Source organism: Pseudomonas sp. Mn2068 (assembly GCF_049319725.1).
Taxonomy (GTDB): Bacteria; Pseudomonadota; Gammaproteobacteria; order Pseudomonadales; family Pseudomonadaceae; genus Aquipseudomonas; species Aquipseudomonas gingeri.
The window spans coordinates 548,095-570,721 of the sequence record NZ_JBMOUG010000003.1; the positions used below are offsets into that span (position 1 = coordinate 548,095).

General features: G+C 59.8%; 25 protein-coding genes and 1 pseudogene. 13 read left to right on the forward strand and 13 right to left on the reverse strand.

Going from position 1 to position 22,627, the window contains the following annotated elements:
- Positions 1-196: 196 nt before the first annotated feature.
- From ACL9RJ_RS10480 to ACL9RJ_RS10495, 4 genes are all read left to right on the forward strand, one after another.
- The gene (locus ACL9RJ_RS10480; protein ID WP_422765209.1) at positions 197-805 is read left to right on the forward strand and encodes a hypothetical protein; all 609 of its coding nucleotides are present in this window, start codon (positions 197-199) and stop codon (positions 803-805) included.
- 112 nt (positions 806-917) lie between these two features.
- Positions 918-1,256, forward strand: a complete 339-nt coding sequence (locus ACL9RJ_RS10485; protein WP_422765210.1) for a hypothetical protein — start codon at positions 918-920, stop codon at positions 1,254-1,256.
- A 13-nt stretch (positions 1,257-1,269) separates the two neighbouring features.
- Positions 1,270-1,848 (forward strand): tail assembly protein, encoded by a 579-nt coding sequence (locus ACL9RJ_RS10490; RefSeq protein WP_422765211.1) that lies wholly within the window; start codon positions 1,270-1,272, stop codon positions 1,846-1,848.
- Positions 1,849-2,077: 229 nt separating this feature from the next.
- Positions 2,078-2,326 (forward strand): hypothetical protein, encoded by a 249-nt coding sequence (locus tag ACL9RJ_RS10495; RefSeq protein WP_422765212.1) that lies wholly within the window; start codon positions 2,078-2,080, stop codon positions 2,324-2,326.
- A 124-nt stretch (positions 2,327-2,450) separates the two neighbouring features.
- On the opposite strand, the gene ACL9RJ_RS10500 is transcribed toward ACL9RJ_RS10495, so the two are convergent.
- Entirely contained in the window at positions 2,451-3,452 is a 1,002-nt protein-coding gene (locus ACL9RJ_RS10500; RefSeq protein ID WP_422765213.1) for a DUF5677 domain-containing protein, read from the reverse strand.
- Between the two features lie 848 nt (positions 3,453-4,300).
- On the opposite strand from ACL9RJ_RS10500, the gene ACL9RJ_RS10505 reads away from it, so the two are divergent.
- The 3 genes from ACL9RJ_RS10505 to ACL9RJ_RS10515 all read left to right on the forward strand — a co-directional run bounded on the left by ACL9RJ_RS10505 (position 4,301) and on the right by ACL9RJ_RS10515 (position 7,100).
- Positions 4,301-4,525 (forward strand): hypothetical protein, encoded by a 225-nt coding sequence (locus ACL9RJ_RS10505; protein WP_422765214.1) that lies wholly within the window; start codon positions 4,301-4,303, stop codon positions 4,523-4,525.
- A gap of 780 nt (positions 4,526-5,305) precedes the next feature.
- Positions 5,306-5,506, forward strand: coding sequence for a hypothetical protein (locus ACL9RJ_RS10510; RefSeq protein ID WP_177038082.1), 201 nt, complete (start codon positions 5,306-5,308; stop codon positions 5,504-5,506).
- Between the two features lie 154 nt (positions 5,507-5,660).
- The gene (locus ACL9RJ_RS10515) at positions 5,661-7,100 is read left to right on the forward strand and encodes a hypothetical protein (RefSeq protein ID WP_422765215.1); all 1,440 of its coding nucleotides are present in this window, start codon (positions 5,661-5,663) and stop codon (positions 7,098-7,100) included.
- Between the two features lie 974 nt (positions 7,101-8,074).
- On the opposite strand, the gene ACL9RJ_RS10520 is transcribed toward ACL9RJ_RS10515, so the two are convergent.
- The 4 genes from ACL9RJ_RS10520 to ACL9RJ_RS10535 form a co-directional block, all read right to left on the reverse strand.
- The gene (locus ACL9RJ_RS10520) at positions 8,075-8,983 is read right to left on the reverse strand and encodes a LysR family transcriptional regulator (RefSeq protein ID WP_177119246.1); all 909 of its coding nucleotides are present in this window, start codon (positions 8,981-8,983) and stop codon (positions 8,075-8,077) included.
- 33 nt (positions 8,984-9,016) lie between these two features.
- Positions 9,017-10,225 carry an MFS transporter gene (locus ACL9RJ_RS10525; protein WP_177119245.1) on the reverse strand — a complete coding sequence of 403 codons (1,209 nt, stop codon included), beginning with the start codon at positions 10,223-10,225 and terminating at the stop codon, positions 9,017-9,019.
- Positions 10,226-10,364: 139 nt separating this feature from the next.
- The gene (locus ACL9RJ_RS10530; RefSeq protein WP_212810564.1) at positions 10,365-10,964 is read right to left on the reverse strand and encodes a TetR/AcrR family transcriptional regulator; all 600 of its coding nucleotides are present in this window, start codon (positions 10,962-10,964) and stop codon (positions 10,365-10,367) included.
- A gap of 77 nt (positions 10,965-11,041) precedes the next feature.
- On the reverse strand, positions 11,042-12,037 hold the full coding sequence (locus ACL9RJ_RS10535) for an aldo/keto reductase (protein WP_042934433.1): 996 nt from the start codon (positions 12,035-12,037) through the stop codon (positions 11,042-11,044).
- 227 nt (positions 12,038-12,264) lie between these two features.
- Here ACL9RJ_RS10535 and ACL9RJ_RS10540 point away from each other — a divergent pair, with 227 nt between their 5' ends.
- Positions 12,265-12,657, forward strand: coding sequence for a tautomerase family protein (locus tag ACL9RJ_RS10540; RefSeq protein ID WP_017123742.1), 393 nt, complete (start codon positions 12,265-12,267; stop codon positions 12,655-12,657).
- A 32-nt stretch (positions 12,658-12,689) separates the two neighbouring features.
- Here the strand turns inward: ACL9RJ_RS10540 and ACL9RJ_RS10545 are convergent, their stop codons facing one another.
- Positions 12,690-13,730, reverse strand: coding sequence for an EamA family transporter (locus tag ACL9RJ_RS10545; RefSeq protein WP_422765216.1), 1,041 nt, complete (start codon positions 13,728-13,730; stop codon positions 12,690-12,692).
- Positions 13,731-13,803: 73 nt separating this feature from the next.
- The gene (gene ddlA / locus ACL9RJ_RS10550; RefSeq protein ID WP_042934434.1) at positions 13,804-14,898 is read right to left on the reverse strand and encodes a D-alanine--D-alanine ligase; all 1,095 of its coding nucleotides are present in this window, start codon (positions 14,896-14,898) and stop codon (positions 13,804-13,806) included.
- A 143-nt stretch (positions 14,899-15,041) separates the two neighbouring features.
- On the opposite strand from ddlA, the gene ACL9RJ_RS10555 reads away from it, so the two are divergent.
- A complete protein-coding gene (locus ACL9RJ_RS10555; protein ID WP_369684097.1) occupies positions 15,042-15,764 on the forward strand; it encodes a polyphenol oxidase family protein in 723 nt (240 codons plus the stop codon).
- 36 nt (positions 15,765-15,800) lie between these two features.
- Here the strand turns inward: ACL9RJ_RS10555 and ACL9RJ_RS10560 are convergent, their stop codons facing one another.
- Positions 15,801-16,259 carry a carboxypeptidase regulatory-like domain-containing protein gene (locus ACL9RJ_RS10560; protein ID WP_422765217.1) on the reverse strand — a complete coding sequence of 153 codons (459 nt, stop codon included), beginning with the start codon at positions 16,257-16,259 and terminating at the stop codon, positions 15,801-15,803.
- A gap of 251 nt (positions 16,260-16,510) precedes the next feature.
- Positions 16,511-17,398 (reverse strand): Dyp-type peroxidase, encoded by an 888-nt coding sequence (locus tag ACL9RJ_RS10565; protein ID WP_177107341.1) that lies wholly within the window; start codon positions 17,396-17,398, stop codon positions 16,511-16,513.
- 168 nt (positions 17,399-17,566) lie between these two features.
- On the opposite strand from ACL9RJ_RS10565, the gene ACL9RJ_RS10570 reads away from it, so the two are divergent.
- The 3 genes from ACL9RJ_RS10570 to ACL9RJ_RS10580 all read left to right on the forward strand — a co-directional run bounded on the left by ACL9RJ_RS10570 (position 17,567) and on the right by ACL9RJ_RS10580 (position 18,781).
- On the forward strand, positions 17,567-17,911 hold the full coding sequence (locus tag ACL9RJ_RS10570) for a toxin (protein WP_177085445.1): 345 nt from the start codon (positions 17,567-17,569) through the stop codon (positions 17,909-17,911).
- Positions 17,908-18,222, forward strand: coding sequence for a helix-turn-helix domain-containing protein (locus ACL9RJ_RS10575; RefSeq protein WP_017123749.1), 315 nt, complete (start codon positions 17,908-17,910; stop codon positions 18,220-18,222). The genes ACL9RJ_RS10570 and ACL9RJ_RS10575 overlap by 4 nt, the downstream gene beginning before the upstream one ends.
- A gap of 76 nt (positions 18,223-18,298) precedes the next feature.
- Complete coding sequence (locus ACL9RJ_RS10580) at positions 18,299-18,781, forward strand: RidA family protein (protein WP_017123750.1); 483 nt, start codon at positions 18,299-18,301, stop codon at positions 18,779-18,781.
- 88 nt (positions 18,782-18,869) lie between these two features.
- Here ACL9RJ_RS10580 and ACL9RJ_RS10585 read toward each other — a convergent pair whose 3' ends face one another.
- Together ACL9RJ_RS10585 and ACL9RJ_RS10590 are read right to left on the reverse strand one after the other, a co-directional pair.
- The gene (locus ACL9RJ_RS10585) at positions 18,870-19,301 is read right to left on the reverse strand and encodes a methyl-accepting chemotaxis protein (protein WP_422765225.1); all 432 of its coding nucleotides are present in this window, start codon (positions 19,299-19,301) and stop codon (positions 18,870-18,872) included.
- Between the two features lie 108 nt (positions 19,302-19,409).
- Positions 19,410-20,465: pseudogene (locus ACL9RJ_RS10590) on the reverse strand (PAS domain-containing protein); the annotation flags it as partial.
- Between ACL9RJ_RS10590 and ACL9RJ_RS10595 the strand changes: the two are divergent.
- Positions 20,364-20,588: a DUF6555 family protein gene (locus tag ACL9RJ_RS10595; RefSeq protein WP_017123752.1), complete on the forward strand. Its 225-nt coding sequence runs from the start codon at positions 20,364-20,366 to the stop codon at positions 20,586-20,588. The pseudogene ACL9RJ_RS10590 and the gene ACL9RJ_RS10595 sit on opposite strands and share 102 nt — an antisense overlap.
- A 10-nt stretch (positions 20,589-20,598) precedes the next feature.
- Here ACL9RJ_RS10595 and ACL9RJ_RS10600 read toward each other — a convergent pair whose 3' ends face one another.
- Together ACL9RJ_RS10600 and ACL9RJ_RS10605 are read right to left on the reverse strand one after the other, a co-directional pair.
- Positions 20,599-21,276, reverse strand: a complete 678-nt coding sequence (locus ACL9RJ_RS10600; protein ID WP_177119241.1) for a metallophosphoesterase — start codon at positions 21,274-21,276, stop codon at positions 20,599-20,601.
- An 85-nt stretch (positions 21,277-21,361) separates the two neighbouring features.
- Positions 21,362-22,564 carry an ROK family transcriptional regulator gene (locus tag ACL9RJ_RS10605; RefSeq protein WP_422765218.1) on the reverse strand — a complete coding sequence of 401 codons (1,203 nt, stop codon included), beginning with the start codon at positions 22,562-22,564 and terminating at the stop codon, positions 21,362-21,364.
- Positions 22,565-22,627 lie beyond the last annotated feature (63 nt).

Below are 22,627 nucleotides of genomic sequence, written 5' to 3' on the forward strand. Positions count from 1 at the left end.
TCGAGCGCACTCCCCGACTCATCACAAGCCCACACGCAAGCGCCGCCACTGCCACGCCCGAATGGCGACAGGCCCGTGACCAGTATCTCAACCACATCATGGTTTGTCGGAGCTGCTACGCGCCCACCGGGCGCCATTGCACGGCTGGCGCCCAACTGCGCACCAGCTACGACACCACACCTATGGAGGCGCACCAATGACGCCCATCCTCATCACCCGCTTGTGCAACATCGCTTTGAAGCCTGGCGTCAGCGCCACCACGCAGCTCATCACCACCCGGCGAATCTGTCGCGCCATTGCTGACCAGCTCGACGTTATCCGCAGTGAACGGCGAGCCCTACGCCGGCAGGCGGGCAAATTGAAAGCATTCCTCCCCTTCACCCGGCAAGCCATTGCTGAATTGGAGGAGCGAGCCCAGGAACACCAAGAGGCTGTCCGCAGTGGAGCGTGGAGCGCACTTGCTGGGTTTGGCCAATCACTGATGTTCGACCGTGAGGGGCTGGCGCAGGCGTTGGGCTTCGACCGGATGTGCGACCTGCTCAGCGTCAACCCAGTACATCGCCATCGGGCCAGCGCAGACGGTGACACCAGCCTTCGCGGAGTGGCCTACCTATCCCAACTGGAGGACAGCGCCGACCACAAGAGCGACGAATGGGGCGCTGGTGGCCCGCTGTATCAAGCCTGCCACGCCGCCATGATCCGGTTCATCAGGGAATGCCCAGAAGATCAACTACCCGACCCATTCGCCCCTGGTGCGCCGTTCGGCCCAAAGCTGCCGCCAGCCCTGAGCATCGTCGGCAACTGACCAATTTCCGCGCCACGTTTTGCGAATCCCGAAAACGTGGCGCGGCACAGAGCAACACCATCGGGCACAAGCCCAAGGCCAGCGCCAGCGCCAGCGGCGCATAGAGGAAAACATGACAGACCAAAACAACAACACAACGGACCAGGTGCCCACGCACCTGGAGCGCTTCGCGGAGGCGTGCAAAAGAGAAAGCCTCGAGAGACATCCGTCAGCAGCAGTCCACACGGCCTACACGGCAAACATCACAAGCGGCGGCCAAAGGCATTGTGTAGATGGCCCCTTCTTCACGCATGAGGAGGCCGCCATCTCGGCGGAGATCCTGCGCAAGTCTTGCAGAAATGCCAGGGCAACCAGCGCCTTCTACCAAGATCACCCGGCCATCACCCCGCAACTAACCAAGGACTGCCAGGCCAACCGTGCCGGTCTGGCCAAACAACTCAACATCGCCTAAGGAGCACCAGTTCATGACGCCTTATACCGAAAAAATGCAGACAGTCATCGTGACCGATCAACTCGCCAAGATCACCGGCAAAGCCAAACACCGATTTACAACCGGCAATGGGCTGAGGGATGTAATGGGTTACTTCAAGCAGTTCCCCGGATTTGAGCGGTTCATGATGGAGGCCGAGAGCAAAGGCTTGCGGTTCGCCGTGTTCATCGGCAAGGACAACATTGGCGAGAATGACCTCGGTAAGCCGACGGGGAAAAAGGTCATTCGGATATCACCAATCATCACAGGATCAAAGCGAGCAGGCTTGCTCCAGACAATTGTTGGTGTAGTGCTAATCGCGCTTTCCCCCTTCACAAACGGCGCAACATTGGCGCCGGGGATAGCTCTCGTTGCTGGCGGTGTAATCCAAATGCTGAGCCCTCAAGCAAAAGGCCTTGGCACCCAGGACAGCCCGAACAACCGAGCCAGCTACAGCTTCAACGGCCCGGTCAACACCAGCGTCCAGGGCAACCCGGTGCCTCTGCTCTACGGCCGGATGATCGTCGGCAGCGCAGTTATCAGCGCCGGAATCTATTCCGAAGATCAGATGTAGCGGACTTGGTGTAAAGTCAGCGACTTAGAAAAGAGGATGAATCATGCACAGGATTTTGCTCGGGACTGTCACCGCAGCCCTTCTCGCAGGTTGCTCAAGTACGCCGGTAGAGTCGGGGTCGGCCACAATAGTGCCTATGAATAGAACGTTCGCCTATCAAGCCGACGTTCCTGGTGGGGCAATACTGGTAGTGAGTCGCGACAATGGCTTTTGGGCATCAGGGGGCTGCTTGGCCACCGTGATGATCGACGGGAAAAAGGTCGCCCGCATCGACACCGGCGAAATTGTGAAATTCAAGGTCAAGCCAGGTCGGCACATCGTCGGAATTGCCGGCGATGACAAAGGTAACGGCCTCTGTGCAATGCAGATCGGTCAGCCCGTGAAGGAAACGGCAACCGAAGTCAGCTCAGGAGAAACCCAAAAATTCAGGATTTCGGGTACTCAGAATGGAACGGACATACGCCCAAGTTCCATTTAGCTGACTGGTCGAAACAGACGATATGGTCTCACTCAGACCAAATCGTCTGTTTCACCGTCCTGCTGGTATCCACTCTGGTATCCACGGTTTGGAAGGTATCAATTAGCGATGAACTGAGGCGCGTTTAATCGCCTTCGGGTTCTCCGTTCTGGGCGGCTGGTCCCGTTGCAGCCAAACCCTCTAATGCCTCCAGCGTCTCCCTATGCAGGCTTTCCAGCCATTTCCAAGCTGTTGCTTGAAATAGATCGCGTTGATTCTGAGGGTATTCATTAGCGATAACAGAAAGAGACCCAACCAAACTGAGCCCGCAGAACATTAGGGGTTGTGCCAGCCCCTCATTAGACGGGCCAGTAAGAAGTATGTTTTTCCGGCTGAGATACAGCCCCATTTTGTTATCCAGGCTATCCGCACCTGTGTGAACGTATTGGCTCGCAAGCTTGTATTGCGGCCTTAGAGACTGATACCCCGAAAGCTCCTCCAATATGGAGAAAGTGATTTTCTTGGTGTCAGGAAGAAGGACTTTTGCCCATCCGTTTTCACGGTCAAAATCGGAGCCATGTTTCTGAATTGCGCGATCAAATGCCTCCTGAAGCTCCGTCATTACCTCGGCTGAGATCGGCGGCTCACCAGTAACCTTGCTGTGTGCATTAAAAAACTCAGCTGCTCGTAAACCTAGAACTGACTGGAAATCTTTAAAACGCTCTGAAAGCGAGTTATCTGCATTACCCAACAGAGAGAGCACTACGCATGTCTCATGCATAGCCCGCCAGCGGCTGAACCCGCCTTCTGAGTATCCGCCTGAAAGAGAGTTATGGATTTCTCCAGATAGCTGAACAGAACGCGAAAATAAACGAGTCAACACATTAAATTTTACGTCGGATGGCAACTGTCCGTTACGTTGCTCCTCTATCAGCTCAGACAGAATTTCTTGGCACATCAACGTGAGACTTCTAAGTCTGCCTAGCGGTTTTCCCCAGGTTATGGACAGTCTTTCGCGGAAACCGGAGAAATCTGAATGGTCTCCGGATAGCGTCTCCTCGAGCCGCCCCTCCAATCTCTGTTTGAGATTTTCCGCTTCGCGCTGGAGAACGGTGTCTGCGTCAGCGGATGATTTCTTTAGCGTCATGTGCCTTCAGCTCTTTAATGAATGGGTTGGCCGCTTTCGACATCCTGAGCGGATGGTCCCATTTTTTAATCGCTGTTAACACCGCCCCATGTCCTGGCGACAACAACTTGCCGCAGCATGAACACACAGTAAGTACGCAGCTCAGTTCGCACGGCTGGTACACATTCGGGTGCGTACGGGCAGCAGGTTCGCACTTCTGGTTCGCACCCTTTTACGCGTACCTGGTGCGAACCAGGCCGCCAGCCAGTTATCAAAATTTATGGTTGCCAGGCGTTGGTTTCCACTGTGGTTTCCAGGGTTTTGCAGTGGTTTCCACTGGCAACCTGGCCAAGCCCAGACCAAACCCGCGCCGCGGGGTCGACTGGCCGGCGCGCACGATCCGCGCCAGCATTGAGTGTTGAATTCAACTCACCGTGTAGATCGCAATACGCTGGCGCCGGCATTTACTTTGACCACACTTTGACGGAATGCGAGACAGGCATCAGACCAAAACCACGCCGGGTGGGCGTCTGAGGCTTATCGCGTGGCCAGCCCGTCAAACAAGCGCACCGCGGCCGCTGATACCCCAGACAGACCCCAGACGAATACGGCGCTTTCGGCCCACCTACTTTTACCTGACCTTTACCGAATCGCTGGCGAATGTGAGACAGGCATGAGACGGATTCGGTGAGCGTGGCTGCCTGAGAACCAGCAGCGGCCCCTGCGGGCGGGGCTCACGCATTAGATGCGGGGAAATCCCGTATCACATCGCCAGGCCACTTTGCCGCCGGCAGACGCAAACCACGTAAAGGTGATTCCAGGCATTCGCGGCGCCGGTGCTACGCTCTCTCGAAACACGGAGAACCACCATGACGGATACCAAGCTAATTGCCAGCCTGTTCGACCGCCTCAATCAAAACCAGCTCGCCCTGGGCGCCGCGGTAGAGGAGCTTTCCAACTGGGTCGAACGGCGCGGATCGGCAGACATTGCCAATAACGTGCGCGGCGCGCTGGAAACGCTGGATGAGAACCTGGTGTTCATTCGTCAGGGCATTGCTGAGCTGGCCGTCGCCGGCAGCCTTGGGCAGTCGTGACACAAGCTAGGATTCTGGACAGGCTCTGGACGGCTGGAGTGGCTGCAGTTCATCCAGGTCGGCCCTCGGGCCAAATTCAGCAAAGGCTGGCGGCAGATCGGGCATGCCGCCGGATAGCTACCTCGTCCAGAAACAGGGGGCAAGCCGCGGCAGTCACTTGCGGGACAAGTAGCACACGATCGAACCCCGGCAAACGCGGCCATAATCCTTGACCAGCCTTGACGAAATTCTTGACAGGTCTTGACGGATTTATCTGGAGCCACCGGCAGCGGGATCGCTTAAAGCCACACAGAGCAAAGCTTTGCGGGCATTCGCGCATCTTGGCCAGCACCAGCCTCGTCAAGAATTTAAGAGGTGGCGGTCAAGGCTGCTGTGCAATGTATATCCAGGCCCACGATGGCCGGATGGGGTGGCGAAATACCGCGCCAGACAAATCCTTAGCGCGCCAGGCAATACTAGACAGGCCCTAGACGGATTTCCGCCGACAGACCACGGCCAAGTTGCCCGCAGCACAAACAATACGACGCTGACAGCCTGATAGGTGGTGTGCTGGCCCTGATGCTCGTCAAGTATTTGCCGGGACTTCCAGCGGCCTGACAGCAGGTCGGAGCAGGTGGTGAACGAGTCATTCACCCTGGAGCGGAAACCGGTCGGCCTGCCAGCTTGGCCAGCCCCCGGAATCCAGGTAGCTGCTCACGTTCCGCTGGTAACATCTGCAGGTCATTTGCTGGCCCCGCCTCATTCCGGCGCCAGCATCAACCGCGCACCGAGGATAGAGCCGTGTCCGTTATTGACTGTGATTATCTATCCGCCGACAAGGTGGTGTTTCCGCCGGAGCTGGCGCTGCTGATCGTCAGGAAGGCCAGCGCAATGGCGGCAGCATTTGAGGAGCAAGCGCTCGACCAGCTCACCAAGGATGCCAGACGAGCACTCTCCCAGGGCGTCGATCCTCGGCGAGTCATCAGGGAAATGCGCTTGTAGGCGAATCGCTCGAACTACCTGAATCTCGTTAATATTCCAGCACCCGCCCTACCGAAATGGGATGTCAGGCCGCGCTGTTAACACAATTGCTCACATCAGAAATTACGGTTGGAGTGAGCTGTTACCCACGATCGCAAGTACAAGGAACGAAGTGATGCTTTTCTGGGAATGGGAACGATTGGAATCATATGTAGAAAACAACCTGTTCAGTGTCTCTGATCCGGGCAAGCTATTGTCCCCAGTGCGCTCGGTGAGGGTCTGGAGAGACCACGATCTGCGCATCCTAATGGAAGCAAGATCCGCCCAGCATTCTGCGGCCCTCATGGAGCAGGGGTACCCTCCTGGCACCATGCGCATGAATGAAGATACTGTTGAACTTGTCAGTCCTGGTGGGGCAACAGCTCGTGCCTTCGGAGTAGATATCAGGAAGGCAAATACCCACTCAAACCATCGGCTCGGTACACGAGAAACCGTTCAGACTTGCTCTCTCCATCATTTTGAGACTACTACTACTCAACAGGGATCAACAACTTATACTTTTGATTGGTTAGCCAATATTGAGCGTGGATACTATATATGGCCGGACGGCATAAAAGACTCCACACAGGAAATATCGAATAGATCATTCGGAGATGGCGCCGACCTTCTAACACTTACAGCGACATCAGCAAATGATAGTGGATCAAGAAACTGCGTAGACATCACTATTGGTGGTTTCCGAGTAATATTGGGCGCTACAAAACTAGAAACAGAAATGAACAATACAAAGCCAGGTTACATTCTTTATATTGGTGATCCAGACGACGATACCCGAAAACGCATAAGGGATAGCTTGTCATTCGCACTTGGGTTTCCTATCGTGTATCTGGGATATGCGCAATACAACGAAAGACAAGAGTTACTCTATTTTAAAGCTGTGAATGGCTACTCAATGAGTGGTAAAGCTTTCAGTGTGCCAGTGATGGCCCCTGCGCCTATCTGCGCTCCACCTGGTAGCAACTTACTGAATAAAGGCATGCTGGCGCAGGTGGCAAACTCCTTTTTCACTAGCTACAACAGCTATAGTCTTAGTTCCCTAAACTGGGTTTACTGGCACGCTGTTACCGCACCAGTACATATGGCGGCCGCCTATTTCGGAGCAGCAATAGAAACAATTCAAAAGAGATACATTGATAGCGAAGGCGAACGCTTCAACAACATCATAATACCGAAAAGCAAATATAAGGCTCTGAGAAAAATCATTCTTGAAGCCCTGAAGGATTTCGATCTCACTCCGGAAGATGAAAGGACGTTCCGAGCGAAACTTGATAACGGAAACGTAATATCCTTGAAGGTTAGATCACAACGGTTTTTTGAGCATTTGAGCCTAGACATGGGTAGCGCGGAAATGAATGCTTGGCAAAGGCGGAACGATGCGGCCCACGGTAATGAGTTGGCCGATGGAGATTACATATCCCTAATTAGAGACACAAAATTACTCAAGCTCATCCTTCACAGAATCGTACTCAAGATCACAGGTGCTAGCGACGAATATAATGATTACTACACCATTAACTTCCCCATAAGAAATATAAAATCCGGCGTGTCCGATTGAAACATCCGGAATGAGGTCAGGGCTGCGATCGCCAAAAACTCATAGCCCTAGAACTCAAGGCCCATCCCTGAGAAATCCGAAGCCGCCGCGAGCTCTAGATCATTGGCCGTGCAACGTAGGTTGCGGAACACCTATCGCGAAGGAAGAGACCGGGCGACGTGAGCCTACAACTCGAGCTAGGTAGTTCGTAGGGCAGAAATTCTTAGCGTACGCTTGCGAAAACGTAACCCCATGAACGACCACTACCCTGATCCGGGGTGGTGCTGGCGCAGGGAAATGGCAAGAACGCGTCAGTGTGGTGGAACTGCCACACGGCGCCAGCACCATCGCCGCAAAAGTGTGGCGATGGCCCCTCAAAAGTGAGGAACGAGATAATCGGCCACTTTGGACTGATCCGCCAAAGGAGTGGTGGTGATGACCATACCTTTGCACTGGCGGCTATCACGATGACGATACCGTTCGTCGGGGGCGGAGCAACGAACCTCGACGGCTTTTTAAGTCAGCGTGAAACGGGCCAGAAACACCCTAGCAGACAGCGCCGTGTATCCCCTGGTGTATCCCTTGAAAAAACGAACTCACAAATAACCAATAAAAACAGCAACTTAAATATCCAGTTCAAATGTCTGTGTACACCAAGTACTAAAAACGGCTTACCGCAAGGTAAGCCGTTTTTTTATGCCTCGAGAAAAGTACCGAAGCGGCCGGCAACAAAGGCTTTCGTTTTCGCCCGTGACTGGCAGCGGCCAGCAAGACGATAGCCATTGACGAATCGCCGGGCAGGCATGAGACAAGGCCGGCGTCCTGATGACGATCAGTTCAGCCTGAAATACAGACCTTGTGGGAGCTGGCTTGCCGGCGATGAGGCCCTTGGGTCTTGTCGCGCCCGTCCAGACGCCTTCGCTAGCCAGCCAGCTCCCACAGGGATGGGGTGTTTTCCGGCCAGGCCGATCGGCATCGGAGCCACTGCCCTCTGCTCAGGACTGCACTGTCGAAGGCAGATCGTTCAGAACACCCTCCATATGCGCGATAAATGCCCGCGCCTTGGCACTGGCCATTCTTCCCGTCGGTGTCACCGCCCATAACTCTCGGGGCGGCAGTTGCCAGTCGTTCAGCACCGCCTTGATCTCGCCCGTGGCCAACTCCGGCATGAACATCCATTCGGCGGTCATCGCCAGGCCGTGATGGGCGAGGACACCGGCGCGTATGCCTTCCGAGGAACTGACCCGCAGGCGCCCGTGGGCGACGATGGGTTGTTGTCGCCCGCCCTGGGTGAAGGTCCATTGCGTGCTTTCCCCCAGGCTATAGATCACGGCCTGGTGGCGCAGGATGTCCAAGGGTGTTTTCGGCTCACCGAAACGCTCGAAATAAGCGGGAGTGCCGAACACCCGGCTGGGGCTTTGGCCGATCCGGCGGGCGGTGAGAGCGGAGTCGCCCAGTTTGCCGTTGCCGATGCGCAGGGCCACGTCGATGCCGGCCTCCATCAGGTTGAGAATGCGGTCGTCGAGTACGACGTCGACATTCAGGCCCGGGTGTCGCTCAAGAAAAGGGCCGAGATGGGGAATGATGTACATCCGGGCAAAGGTCACGCCGGCGCTGACGCGCAGGTTGCCCGACAGGCCCGCGCCGGCACCGCGGGCGGCATCCTCGGCTTCGTTGGCATGGTCGATGGCGTGCCTGGCCTGTTCGTAGAATGCCAGGCCCGCCTCGGTGGGGGTCAGGCCCCGGGTGGAGCGCAATACCAGGCGCACATTCAGGTGAGCCTCCAGTTGCGCAACACTTTTCGATACCGCGGGCTGACCGATGCCCAGGCGTCTGGCAGCCGCCGAGAACGAGCCGGTTTCCACGACGTGGACGAAGGTTTCCATGGCGGTGAGACGGTCCATCGGGAGTCCTTTGGGTTTGCCGGGCGAACGGCCTCAAGGGGCCTGGCTATCGAGTGTAATCCCGGTGGTCTGCCTGGGCACACGCAAGAACCGCAACAATGCCACCAGCGGCAGTGCGCTGCCCACCAGCATCACCCCCAGCCAGCCGCCGCGTTCGTACACGCTGCTGGCGATCGCCGAACCAAAGGCGCCGCCGACGAAAATGCTGGTCATGTACAACGCGTTCAACCGGCCGCGACTGTTGGCGTCGAGGGCGTAGATCGCCCGTTGGCCGAGGACCATGTTCATCTGCACGCAGAAATCCAGGACCACACCGCTCACCGCCAGGCCGATCACACTGTACAACGGGTGTAACAGGGCCGGAAGGAAACTCAACGCGGCAAAAATCATCGCCAGCAGCGAAGCCCTGTGCGTGTGGCCCGCATCCGCCAGGCGTCCGGCGATGGGAGCGGCCACCGCGCCGATGGCGCCGACCAGGGCAAAAATCGCGATCTGGGTCTGGCTCAGGCCATGGTTGCGGATCAGCTCCAGCGGCACGGCGGTCCAGAACAGACTGAAGGTGGCAAACATGCAGCCGTGATAGAACGCGCGCTGGCGCAGCACCGGCTGCCGACGCAGCAGCGTGCCCAGGGAACACAGCAACTGGCCATAGCTGGCCGAGTGATCCGGCTGGCGCCTGGCGATGGTCTGCCACAGCACCAGGCTGATAACGATCATCAGCGCCGCGGCCGCCATGAACATCGCGCGCCAGCCGAAGTGGTCGGCCACCACGCTGGACACCGGCCGCGCCAGCAGGATGCCCAGCAGCAGGCCGCTCATGATGCTGCCGAGCACACGACCGCGGGACTCGGCAGGCGCCAGGTGCGCCGCCAGCGGGATCAGGATCTGCACGGCAACCGAACTGAAACCGATCAGCAACGACATCAGCAGGAACAGGTTTGGCTGCTCGGTGAATGCCGCCCCCAGCAGGCTGAGGATGGCCACCAGGTTGGTAACGATCATCAGGCGGCGGTTTTCCAGCAGGTCGCCCAGCGGCACCAGGAAGAACAGACCCAGGGCGTAGCCGATCTGGGTCAGGGACACGATCAGGCTGGCCAGGGCCGCAGTCAAGCCGACGTCCGGGGCGATCAGGTCGATGATCGGTTGCGTGTAGTAGATGTTGGCGACGATGGCGCCGCAGCAGAACGCGAACAGCATCACCCTGCCCCGGGTCATGCCTGTTGCTTGTGGAATGGCGCTCATGGCTTTCTCACAAAAGCGAAGAAGGGGACGAGCGAGAGTAATGACAAGCCAGGTGTGGGAGTAGAGAGCTGGCGGTGATATCACCCATGCCGAACATGCATGGCGGAGTGCCTCCGGCAGCCAGGTCGACCAGCCGTGCTCAAGACGCCTTGCGCAGAAACGCTCTCACCGCGGCGAGCACTTCCGCCGACAGAGGCGCCTCGCCGGCGGCCCGGGCCATGGTCATCGCTCCGACCATCAGCGCGTACTCCACCAACGCGGTTTGCCGGCCGGCGGCTTCGCTTTCGGCGGAGCCATCACCCTCGACCGCAGTGGCGTAAGTCGAGATCAGCGCCTCCAGCCCGCGCAGAAAGGTCTGGTGAACCGCGGACCGCGAATCTTCATGGGCCATCTCCGCGGAAAACGCGACCACCGGACAAGTGTCCTGATGCTGCTCGAGCTTGCTGTCCGCCAGGTAATGGTCGATCAGGCTCTGGCGGGCCTGGTGCTTTTGCGGGTGCGCGGCCATCTTCTCGCGCCAGCCATTGACCGACTGCTCGAATGCCTGGGCACAGGCCTCATTGGCCAAGGCCTCCTTCGAAGCGAAGTGACCATAGAAGCCGCCATGGGTCAGCCCTGATTCATGCATCACTTCAGACAGGCTGACACTCTGGAAACCACGCTCGCGGAACAACCGCGTCGCCGTCTGCGTGATCTTGATCCGGTTGAGCTCGGACTGGGCACGGGAAACTCTGGGCATGGCGACCTCTCTGAAATCAATGTCCACCTTCATGATTCAGGAAAGAGAGAGGCCGCCGCGACCTCTCCCCTCTCGACTCACTTTTCGGCAGGCGTGGGTGCATTCGCGCAAATAAAGCCTTGTGCCTTCATCGCCTGCCAGAACTGCGGCGCGATCACGGCTTCGATGGCCCGCGCATCCTCGGCAATCCGCGAAGGGCGGCTGGCCCCGGGAATGACCGCGGCCACCAACGGGTTGGCCAATACGAACTGCAACGCCGCCGCCTTGATGTCGACGTCGTACTGTCGGGCGAGCTCATGGATGCGCCGGACCTTCTCCAGCATCTCGGCAGACGCCGGCTGATACTCGAAGTGCGTACCGCCCACCAGCACGCCCGAACTGTAGGGGCCGCCGCTGATGAACTCGGCGCCTTTGGCGCTGGCCTTGGCAAACAGCCGCTGCAGAGGTTGTTCGTGATCGAGCAGGGTATAACGACCGGCCAGCAGGAAACCGTCCGGACGGAACTCGTCGAGATCCAGGGTCAGTTCGCAGGGTTCGACACGGTTCACACCCAGTCCCCAGGCCTTGATGACGCCTTGTTCCTTGAGGCTGGCGAGCACGCGGAATGCCCCCGTGCGGGCAATATTGAAGTGCTCGATCCATTGGTCGCCATGGGCATCCTGCGCGACATCGTGGACAAACACGATATCCAGGCGATCAGTGCCGAGCCGTTGCAGGCTGCCCTCGATCGAACGCAGGGTCGCATCCGCGGAATAGTCCGTGAGCATCTTGTTGGGATTGCCCAGGCTGAACGGCCCCGAACGGGACGCGTCATGGACTTCGTCGGAGATCGGCCGCCCCACCTTTGTGCTCAGGGTGTACTCGTCGCGTGCGTAGTGGGCCAGGGCACTGCCGAGGCGGCTTTCGGACAGGCCGGCGCCGTACAGCGGCGCGGTGTCGAAAAAGCGGATGCCATGGCTCCAGGCGGCTTCGACGGTGGCCGCGGCCTCCTCCTCGCTGATCGCGCGAAACATGTTGCCCAGCGGCGCGGTGCCAAAGCCCAACTGGCCGATGATCTTGTCTTTGAGACTCATGAAAAACTCCGGCTTCACATGGATGGTCAGGATCTGCTGATCAGGTATTCGCCTCGAACAATACATGATGAAAAACATCTATTCAATAAATGTTAATTAACATCTATTATGCAGAAACCGGGTCCGGGGTTTCGCAAGACGCTTGATGAGCAAAACCCCGGCCTGGTTTCCGGGTGCGCGCCCTTGAATGCCGGGCGCTCCCTTACCTACGCGAAAAGGATCGAACCATGCCGTTAGTCAGAATCGATGTTGCTGCCGACACCACCCCTGAGACCGTTGCGGCCATCAGCGATGTGGTCTACCAGGCCATGCTGCAGACCGCCAATGTCCCCGAGCACGACAAATTCCAGATCATCAATCGCCATGCCGGCGATGAACTGGTCTATCCCGCGGCCGGCTATCTCGGCGTGACCTACACGCCGAACATCGTCTTTATCCAGGTGACCTGGAATGCCGGCCGCACGATCGAGGTCAAGAAGGCCTTTTACAAGGCGATCGCCGAGGGCATTCACGCCAGGACCGGACTGCGCAAGGAGGACGTGTGGATCAGCCTGGTCGACGTGAAACGCGAGGACTGGTCGTTTGGCAACGGCGAGATGCAATACGCGCCGACGGAATAAGCTGACGCGCCCGCCACGGGCGCGTGCTTCTCTCAGTGGCTGTGCCGGTGGTGGATATCCGGGAAATGCGCATGGCTGTGGCGGATCGGCGCATGTTCATGGGCATGACTGTGGGGCTCCCCGGCCTCCCACGCAAAGTCATGGGTGTGCTGGTGGTGCTCGTCATGCACATGACGATGGCTGTGCTGGAGCGGATCGTGCTGATGCTCGTGGACATGGTTCTCCATCAGGTGGATCCAGACGCCCACGGCCATCAGCAGCGCCGCAATCCAGAACAGCAGCGACACCGACTCGCCCAGCAGCACGATGGCGATCAGCGCCCCCAGAAACGGCGCCGTGGAAAAGTACGCCCCGGTGCGAGCACTGCCAAGCCCGCGCAATGCCAGCACAAACAGCACCAGACTGACACCATAGCCGAGAAAGCCCAGCAACAAGGTCGGCGCCAGTACCGGCAACGCTGGCAACTGCGCCCCGATGACCAGGGCCAGGGCACAGTTGACGCCGCCCGCCGCCAGGCCCTTGAGCCCGGCGATGAACAGCGCATCCGAGGCCGAGACTTTACGGGTCAGGTTATTGTCGATGGCCCAGCACAGGCAGGCGAACGCCACGGCCAGCGGTCCCGTCCAGTCCTGGACGGTCGCGGCCTGCTGCGGCCATGACAGGACCAGGCTACCCGAGACAATGGCAATCATGCCGATCACGATCCGCCGGTCCGCGTTCTCCCTGAACACGACCCAGGCCAGCACGGCAGTGAGCACCGACTCCAGGTTGAGCATCAGGGAAGCGGTCGCCCCGCTGGTATGGCCCAGGCCGAACATCAACGCCACCGGCCCCAGCACGCCGCCAAAGGCAATGGCGCTGATCAACCATGGCCACTCCCCGCGGGTCAGCCCGCTCTTCTGCCAGCCGCTATCCCGGACAACACGGACAACGGCCAGGCCGAGGCCGCTGCCGAGGTACAAGAGTCCCGCCAGCAGGACGGGTGACATGCCCACTCCCAGCCACTTGGCGAGCGGAGTACTGGCGCCGAACAGGGCGGCGGCGGCCAATGCGTAGAGCATGCTCGGTTTCATCGGAAAGGACCTTTGTCGTAATGGGGATAATCATGGTGCCGGCGGCACCTGATCAATCGAGTCGTCGCACCGTTCAGCGGCTGTTCTTCAATCCGCGCCGTGCCTCGTGGCGCTCCAGCGCCAGCTCGATCAATCGGCTGACCAGCTCGCTGTAGCTCATTCCCGCCGCCTGCCACAACTTGGGGTACATGCTGATGCGGGTGAACCCCGGCAGCGAGTTGACCTCGTTGATCAGCACTTCGCCGCTGTCGGTCAGGAACACGTCGACACGCGCCAGCCCGGAACAGCCGAGCACCTGGAACGCCTCGATCGCCCGCGCGCGGATCCGCTCGCTGGCCTCCTCGCTGATCGCCGCCGGCACCACCACTTCGGCGGCCTGGGCGTCGATGTATTTGCTGTCATAGGAATAGAAACCGCTGCGCACGACGATCTCGCCGCAGCCGCTGGCCACCGGCTGATCGTTGCCCAGGATCGCGCACTCGATTTCCCGGCCGCTGACCGCCGACTCGACCAGGACCTTCTCATCGAAACCCAGGGCCAGTGCCAGCGCCTCCTGGTACTCGCTGGCGGTCTCGACCTTGCTCACACCCACCGAGGACCCCTGGTTCGCCGGCTTGACGAACATCGGCAGGCCCAGCGTCGCCTGCGCCTTCTCGAAGTCCAGCCGCGCGGCCGTGACCCGGTTCACCGTGATAAACGGGGTCACCGCCAGGCCGGCATCGCGCAGCAGGCGCTTGCTGACATCCTTGTCCATGCACACCGCAGAACCGAGTACGTCGGAGCCGACAAAGGGCAGGTCCGCCATGCGCAACAGGCCTTGCAGGCAGCCGTCTTCACCGAGGGTGCCGTGGACAATCGGGAAGATCACATCGACCTGTTCCAGCAGGGCCTGGCTGCCGGTCTCGACCAGTTGTCCGCCGGCCTTGCCCGGCACCACCGCCAGTTCCCGATTGGATTGGTTGAGGGCAATCAGCGCCGGGTTCTGCGCGTTGAGCAGGTAGTTGGAGCTGTCGTTGAGATGCCAGCCGCCCTGCTTGTCGATACCGATCAGGATCGGTTCGAAGCGCTCGCGATCCAGCGCGTCGACCACATTTTTTGCCGATTGCAGCGACACCTCGTGCTCCGCGCCCAGCCCACCGAAAATAATCCCGACTCGCAACTTGCCCATCATCCGGCCTCGTGTCCAAAGTGTGTTTCCGGGAGCCATCTCCCTCTGTGCGCAGCCTATGCGCAAGGCACCGATTACGCATCCCCAAAATCATCAATCCGGGTATGCTGCTGGCGATTCGAGCGACGGATGGAGCAGCCATAGTGAGTGAATACGCCAGCAACCTCAGTCAGATCGCCGGTATCCGCCACGCTTTCCTGACCCTGGGCAACGCCGGCCTGCCCGCCGAGGTGTTCACCTGCAAGCAGATTCACAGCGCGACGCTGATCGAGGCGCCGGACAATCTGCCGGCCGGATCACTGCAAGGCGATGCGGTATACACCGACGGCGAACGACCGATCGCGGTGATCACCGCCGATTGCCTGCCGTTGCTGGTGGCCGCCACGGACGGCTCGCTGGTGGCGGCGCTCCATGGCGGTTGGAAAGGCCTGCAGGGTGGCATCATCGGCAATGCCATCGCGCGCTTCGAGGCGCTGGAGATTCCCCGGCAGACGCTGCGCATCGCCATCGGCCCGTCGATCAAGCCGTGCTGCTATGAAGTCAGCGAGCAGTTCGTGAATGAGTTGCAGGCGGCCCAGGGGCATCTCTGGCAAACCGCTGTCGCCCCCTGGACGCGCGAGCAGCCGACACCGCTTTCATCGCCCGCCATCGCACCTCCCGCGGCGAGACAATCGGGCAGCTACTGGTTCGACCTGCAGGCCTATGCACTGCTGCTCCTGCGCGCAGCAGGCATCACGGACGCACAGGTCGAAGTCAGTCCGGTCTGTACCTATTGCTCGTCACCGGCGTTTGGCAGCTACCGCCGCCGAACCCACGAGGCAGACGAGAAAAAGGCCTTCCAGTACTCCTGGATCCAGCGGATCTGAGCCTGCCCGCGGCAACCCGATTCATGTGCCCTGGAATCAGTAGCCATCATTCCAGTGAACATTCACCGTCTGCGTGCCCTTGCCGTCGACCACGATACTTTGCCGGTTCTCGTGCCCTTCACGGCTGCTGACAATCTGGTATTTGCCCGCCGGCAGCTTGACGTAGACCATCGGCCCGACCTGAATCAGGCTCAACACCGGCTCACCGCCGGCCTTGTTGATGGTGATGTTCACATTGGGCAGGTACTCGTCCTTGGGCCCGGTGGAAGAAACGATATGCAGGTTGTAGCCGCGGGTCTGGATCAACGCCTGGGACTCGTCCTGGCCAATCCCCCCCGTCAGGTACTCCACGCCATTTTGCTGTTGCGGCGCCAGTTGCACCGCCTCCATGTTGATCGGTTCGTTGACGACGGGCGCAGCCAGCACCCTCGCAATGGTCACGGCCAACAGGACACCGGCCAGCACCGTGAGCCGGCAGTAACGAACAGAGATCATGACAGACACTCCCCGGCCCTTTTAGAGCCCGAGTCTCACCCTTGGACAAGGGCAAACCGGCGCCTGGAGGAATACCGCCTGCTTTTGCCGCGGCCGCCTACGCAGCCCTGCCGGCGGGCCAAGGGTGCGAGTGCGCCACCAACGGGATGCAGCTGCGTGAGTGCTACGTCTTGAGTTTAGTTTCTGTCATGAAAAAAACGCCCGATGCAGGACATCGGGCGTTTTTTCCGCAGAACTGGAAATGTTTTCGTTTAGCCGGCCAGTAGCGCACTCAGGTCCAGGTGACCGTCCTTCAATGGCGGGCACCAGTAGTAACCGCCGGTGATCGGCCGGCTGAAGCGATAGAGGGCATCGGCGATGCCGTCATCCAGCCCGCTCATGCGCCGCAGTTGGGCCTCGAAGGCATCGAAGCTGCAACCGAACGCCAGGAACATCAGACCGGCGCCCTGCTCGTTCGACCAGGGCATGGAACGGCGCACGACAAACGCCTCCGGGGCGAAGCTTTCCTGAGCCGTGCGCTTGACGTGGGCCGACTCCGGCGCGTCGTCCAGCTCTTCGTTATCGCTCTTGCGGCGCCCCATGATGTTGTCCTGCTCATGGGACGGCATGGCGGCAAAACCGTCCAGGTCGTGCTGCCATTGCTGGATCGCGGCAAAACTGCCACCGTGCAGGCCGGCGACATCACCCGCGGCGATACCCGCCTCGACGGCAGCCTGGTCCACCGGGTTCTCGGTGCCGTCTTCGTAGCCGGTCAGGTCATGGCCGGTCTTGTAGCGGAAAGCTTCGGTCATCTGCACCAGCCTCAACGCCGGCGCCAGGGCGGCTTCCAGTTCGCGACTGCGGTGCAGCAACTCGCCACGGTCGTCACCATGCAACCAGCACCACAGCGCGTGCTGGGTCGACGGGTTATCCACACCCGCGCCACTGATGGCCGGGAATACCCGCAGGCCTTCCACCCGAGCACCCAGCGCCTGCACCAGCGACTCGCCGAAGCCGACCACGGCGTTTTTCCCATCCACCAGCCGGGAAAGATTGTCGAGCGCTGCCGGCAATGCTTCGGCCGATTCCAGGGCGAAAAACAGGTGGCGTGCCTGCAAGGGCACAGGCTTGGCGAGGATGCCGGGCTGGTAGTGACTCATGGGAACTCCTTTGTGAAAGGCGGGAGTTTACCTGTGTTGCGACGCGAGTGCTGCAGGGAGCCGGTGATAGGGTGATGATCCCTCCTACAAAAAACCGAGAAATACGCCAGCTTTTGCGAGAAAACGCCCGCTTCATAAAACATAGGCAAATCACCTATGTTTTTCATCATGAAATCCGTATTCTTCGAAACATCACAGTTCACTGCCACGGTGAGTCATTACCTTACCGATGACGAATATCGACAACTCCAACTCGAGATGCAGGCCAATCCTCATGCAGGAGATGTCATGCCTCGCACAGGAGGTTTTCGCAAAATACGCTGGCCCGATGTTCGAAGAGGCAAGGGCAAGCGTGGTGGCTTGCGGATCATCTATTACTGGCTGCTGGAGTGTGGCCAGTTCTGGATGTTCGCTATCTATGACAAAGGCGAGCTGGAAAACCTGACACCACACCAGGAAAACATGCTGAAAACGGCGATTGATGCCGAATTGAAGCGACGAGGTAAAACATGAAAAAGCGCGATCTGTTTGCCGAACTGATGCAAGGCGTCACAGAAATGGCCGAACATCGCGAAGGTAAAATCACCCTTCGTCACTGTGAGCTGGAAGAGCTACCGCCCCCAGTTGTCACAGCGCAGGAAATTGTCGCTTTGCGAGAAAAGCTGCACATGTCACAACCGGTTTTTGCCCACCGGATTCGAACCAGTCCCGATACGCTCAAGAACTGGGAGCAAGCCAAATCCCGGCCCAACGCTCAGGCAGCGCTGCTGATCAAACTCGTGGAGCGCTTTCCCGACATGATTGAGCGTCTGAGAGCCGTGTGATTTGATGCACTGCCGGGACCCGGCCTGAATGGCAGTCCCCCGATCTCCAGCGCCCTCAATTATCAGGAAGAGAACGATGCCGCAGTCCAGAAACGAACAGTTCGCCCATATTGCCCAGCAGCTTGGCTACAACTTCGATGGTGAAATGAAGATCGGCGGCAATTACGTACCGGCGGTGCAGAACGATCTCGAAATCTATGTCAGCGGGCAGATCCCGCGTGTCGACAATACCGTGATGGTGACCGGTCGCGTCGGCGCCGAAACCACCCTGGAACAGGCTCGGCACGGGGCGCAGATCAGCACCATGCGCGCGCTGGCGATTCTGCGGCAGATGCTCGAAGGCGACCTGGGACGGATCAAGAAAGTGTTGCGCATCAACGTGTATGTGCAAAGCGCTTCGGACTTCACGCAACAGAGCGAAGTCGCCGATGGCGCCTCAGAAGTGCTCTACACGGTGTTCGGCGAGGCCGGGGTGCACACCCGTACATCGGTGGGTGTGTTCCAGCTGCCGAAGAATGCTTCGGTCGAAGTCGACGTGGTGGTGGCGCTCAAACCGTAGGAGCCGGCTTGCTGGCGATGGCCGCGACGGGCTCCCGGCCCTGCCCGCACTGCCGCCAGCAAACCACCCTCTACAGGGAGCGATCGACTCAACTGGTCAGTTGGTTGGCGAACTGCCCGACCGCACTGACCACGCGCTGCGCACCGTCCTGGATCTCGACGATCACCGTCCCCGCCTCAGCCGCCAGCGCCAGGCCTTCCTCGGCCTGGGTCTTGCCGCTGCTCATCAGCGACACCGCATCGCGCGCCATGTCCTGGTTCTGGCGCACCACCAGGACGATCTCATCGGTCGCCTGGCTGGTGCGCGAAGCCAGTTGCCGGACCTCGTCGGCCACCACCGCGAAACCGCGCCCCTGCTCACCGGCACGCGCCGCTTCGATGGCTGCGTTCAACGCCAGCAGGTTGGTCTGTTCGGCAATGCCGCTGATGGTCTTGACGATGGTGCCAATCACCTGGGACTGGGCATTGAGCGCCTCGATCCCGTCACCGGCATGCTGCATGTGCTGGGCCAGGTCACGCATCACTTCGACCGCCTGGGTCACCACGGTGGTACCGCGCTGGGCACTGGCATCGGTTTGCAGCGAGGTGCTGTAGGCGATGTTCGCCGCCTCGGCCACGGCCTGCTCCTGATTCACCTGCTCGGTGATCACAGTGGCGAACTTCACCACCTTGTAGAGGCGCTCGTTGGCATCAAGGACAGGGTTATAGGAAGCCTCCAGCCAGACCACACGACCATGGCTGTCCACACGCTTGAAACGCCCGGCGATGAACTCACCGGCGTTCAGGCGCTTCCAGAATGCCTGGTAGTCCGCGCTGCCGGCTTCCGCCGCATCGCAGAAGATACGGTGATGCTTGCCCTTGATCTGCGCCAGGCTATAGCCCATGCCATCGAGGAAACGATCATTGGCGGTCAATACCTCGCCGGCCAGGTTGAACTCGATCACCGCCGTGGAACGCAACAGCGCGCCGATCAGGTTCTCATGCTCGCGGGAACTCTCGATGGTCCGGGTCAGGTCGTTGGAGTAGATCGAAAAATGCTTGATGCGACCGTCGGAGCTGCGCACCGGCTGCACGATCGAACGCAGCCAGGCTTCCTGGCCGTTGCCCCGCAGCAGGCGTACCGCGCCGCTGAAGTGCTCGCCACGGGTCAGGGCGTTCTTGAAGCGCTGGTGAAAATCCGAGTTCTTCAGGTAGGCAGGGACGAATTCGTCGATATGACGACCCACCAGGGCGCTGCTCTGGTAGAGCATTTCCTGGATGAAATTCTGGTTGACTGACTCGATACGGCCATCGGGGTCCAGATTGAGCACCAGCATCTCCAGTTCAAGGCTTTCCTTGACTTGCTGGAGGCTGGACAGTTCCTCGCGAAGAGCCGACAGCTCCTGCTTCAAGCGTTTGTTGAACATGGTGGGCACCGATGGGCAAAAGGGAAATGCGGCGATCTGCCATTGGCATCGGCTACCGATATATTTTCTGAAGGACATTTCCGAGTTATTTGTTACAGCCAACCGTCTGGCTGTTCGACGGAATTTTTCCGCTGCCCGGGGATCACCTCTACAACAACAGGGAGGAGTTTCAGATCCATGAGTACGGCAAAACTTTTCGTTATCGACTACACCCTTCACGGCAGTCCCAAGTCCTTCATCATTCGCTCCGAGCACATGGATAATGCCGAAGCCTGGCATTGGGCAAGCTGCGATGCCGGCGTCGGCCGCATCGGCAAGTTCGGTCGCGAACGGGTGAAAAAGACCAGCAAGCCCATGGCCGAGAAATTCGGTATCGAGGCGGTGAGCTGGCGCCAGGCCTGAAAGAGCGGGACTAGCTCAAGGTGTCCAGCTCCATCAGGGTGAAATGACCGCTGCCCCAGCCTGCCGTATCGATGTGATAGACATTGCCCAATACGGTGGGCTGGTGCTGCGGCGTATGCCCGACCATCACCGCCCGCACCTCGCGAATGCCACTGGTGTCACGGTTTTTCAGGCGCATACGTGACCACTGGCAGACCTCTTCGACAGCGATCCGCACCTGGGAATGGCCCAGCAGATAGTCACGCAAGGCACTCCAGGTGGCGAAAGGACTGTCGGCATGCACCAGCCCCACCAGGCCGAGTCGGGTCTCGACTTCCAGGGCAATCGGCATTTGCGCAAAGCGCGTGGCGAACAATCGTTGCTTCTGAGCGCTGCTGTCGAGAAACCAGCCACCACCGCTGGCACGATACATCCCGTAGTCCAGGGGCAGGCCCTCGACATGCTGGATCGCCAGAGCTTCGTGATTGCCCTGCACCGCCGCGAACCAGGAACGCTCCAGCCACTCCAGCGCCTCTTCGCTCTGGGGGCCGCGGTCGACCAGGTCTCCGACGCTGAACAGCCGGTCACACTCCGGATCGAACCCGAGCCGATCCAGCGCTGCCTGCAAGCGGCTGAAATGACCATGGATATCGCCGACGGCGAAATCCCGGCCCCGGGTATTGAGAGGGTAGTGAACAAACCGCGCCATGACCCGTTACTCCCGTGTCAGCAGGGCAGCGCCGGAATCGGCGAGTCCTGACACCCTCCATAGAGTAAAGCCGATATAAACCCTCTCACTCCGGCTTGAGCAACGCTTCATAGTCCGGGCTGATCTCCGCGAGGATCATCAGCGCCGCCGCCCCCAGGGCCACCGCATCGTGCCCGGCGGTGCCGAGCTGGATACGTGGATACTCGCGATCCGAGCGACTGCTGATGGAGCGGTGCAAGGGCTCCAACCGCGCCACCAGGCGGGCCAGGATCGCCTCGGGGAGGAAACCGCTGATCAGGATGGTCTGCGGATCGAGCAGCGATTCGAGGATGTTGATCGCCTGGCGCAATGCCGGTGCGGCTTCGTCCAGCCAGGACTCGACGCCGGTCTTGAAGCGCGGATCGTCGAGATTCCAGGCGGCCAGGTCCTGATCGCCGGATTGCCCCAGGTGCTCCAGCAGCGCGGCAATGGAAATATAGCGCTCCAGGCAGCCCCGGTTGCCGCAATGGCAGCTCTTGCCCCCGGGCACTACCGTCATGTGGCCGATCTCCCCGGCGTTGTGCCAGTGCCCGGAATACAAGCGGTTGCCCAGGTACAGGCCGGCCCCGAGGCCGCTGCCGATAAACAGGTGGACGAAGTTGTGCAGGTCGCTGGCGATGCCGTATAGCCGCTCGCCCATGGTCGCCGCCGTGGCATCGTTCTCGATCAGCACCGGCAGGCCGACGGCCTGGTGCAGGCGCGCTGGAATCTGCGGGTCATCCCAGCCGGACATCGCCGTCGGCCCCACCGAAGTCATGCCTTCGACACTGAACGGGCCCGGCAGCGCCACCCCGACCCCGAGAAAACGCCCCTCGGGCCGGAGCGCACGAAACTGCCCAACGGTGTCGAGCAGCAGCGGCAGCGCGTCGTCGAAGCTCGGGTAGCTGGCCGCCAGGGTGACCTGGGCCTGGGCGTCCCCGAGCAGGTCGAGCAACACGCCGATGATCGAATGCTGCTCGACATGAAAACCGATGGAATAGCCCCCTTGCGGGTTGATCGACAACGGCACCGGCGGCTGGCCGCGCCCGATCTTCTCCGCCGCATGAGCCAATAGCACGCCCTCTTCCTGCAGCTCGGTGACGATGTTCGAGACCGTCTGCGCCGTCAGCGAAGTCAGGCGCGTGAGGTCGGCGCGGGTCAGGCGCCCGCCCAGGCGGATGGCCTCGAGAATCACCCGGCGGTTGTGCAGGCGGGCATGTTCGGCGTTGGTGCCGGTGGTTACCGTACGGGTGTGCTGGGGATTTTTCATGCGCCGATGATCGTCGTCGCCGATTAATTAAATCAAGTTGAATTAATAGTCGTGACGTGTTTT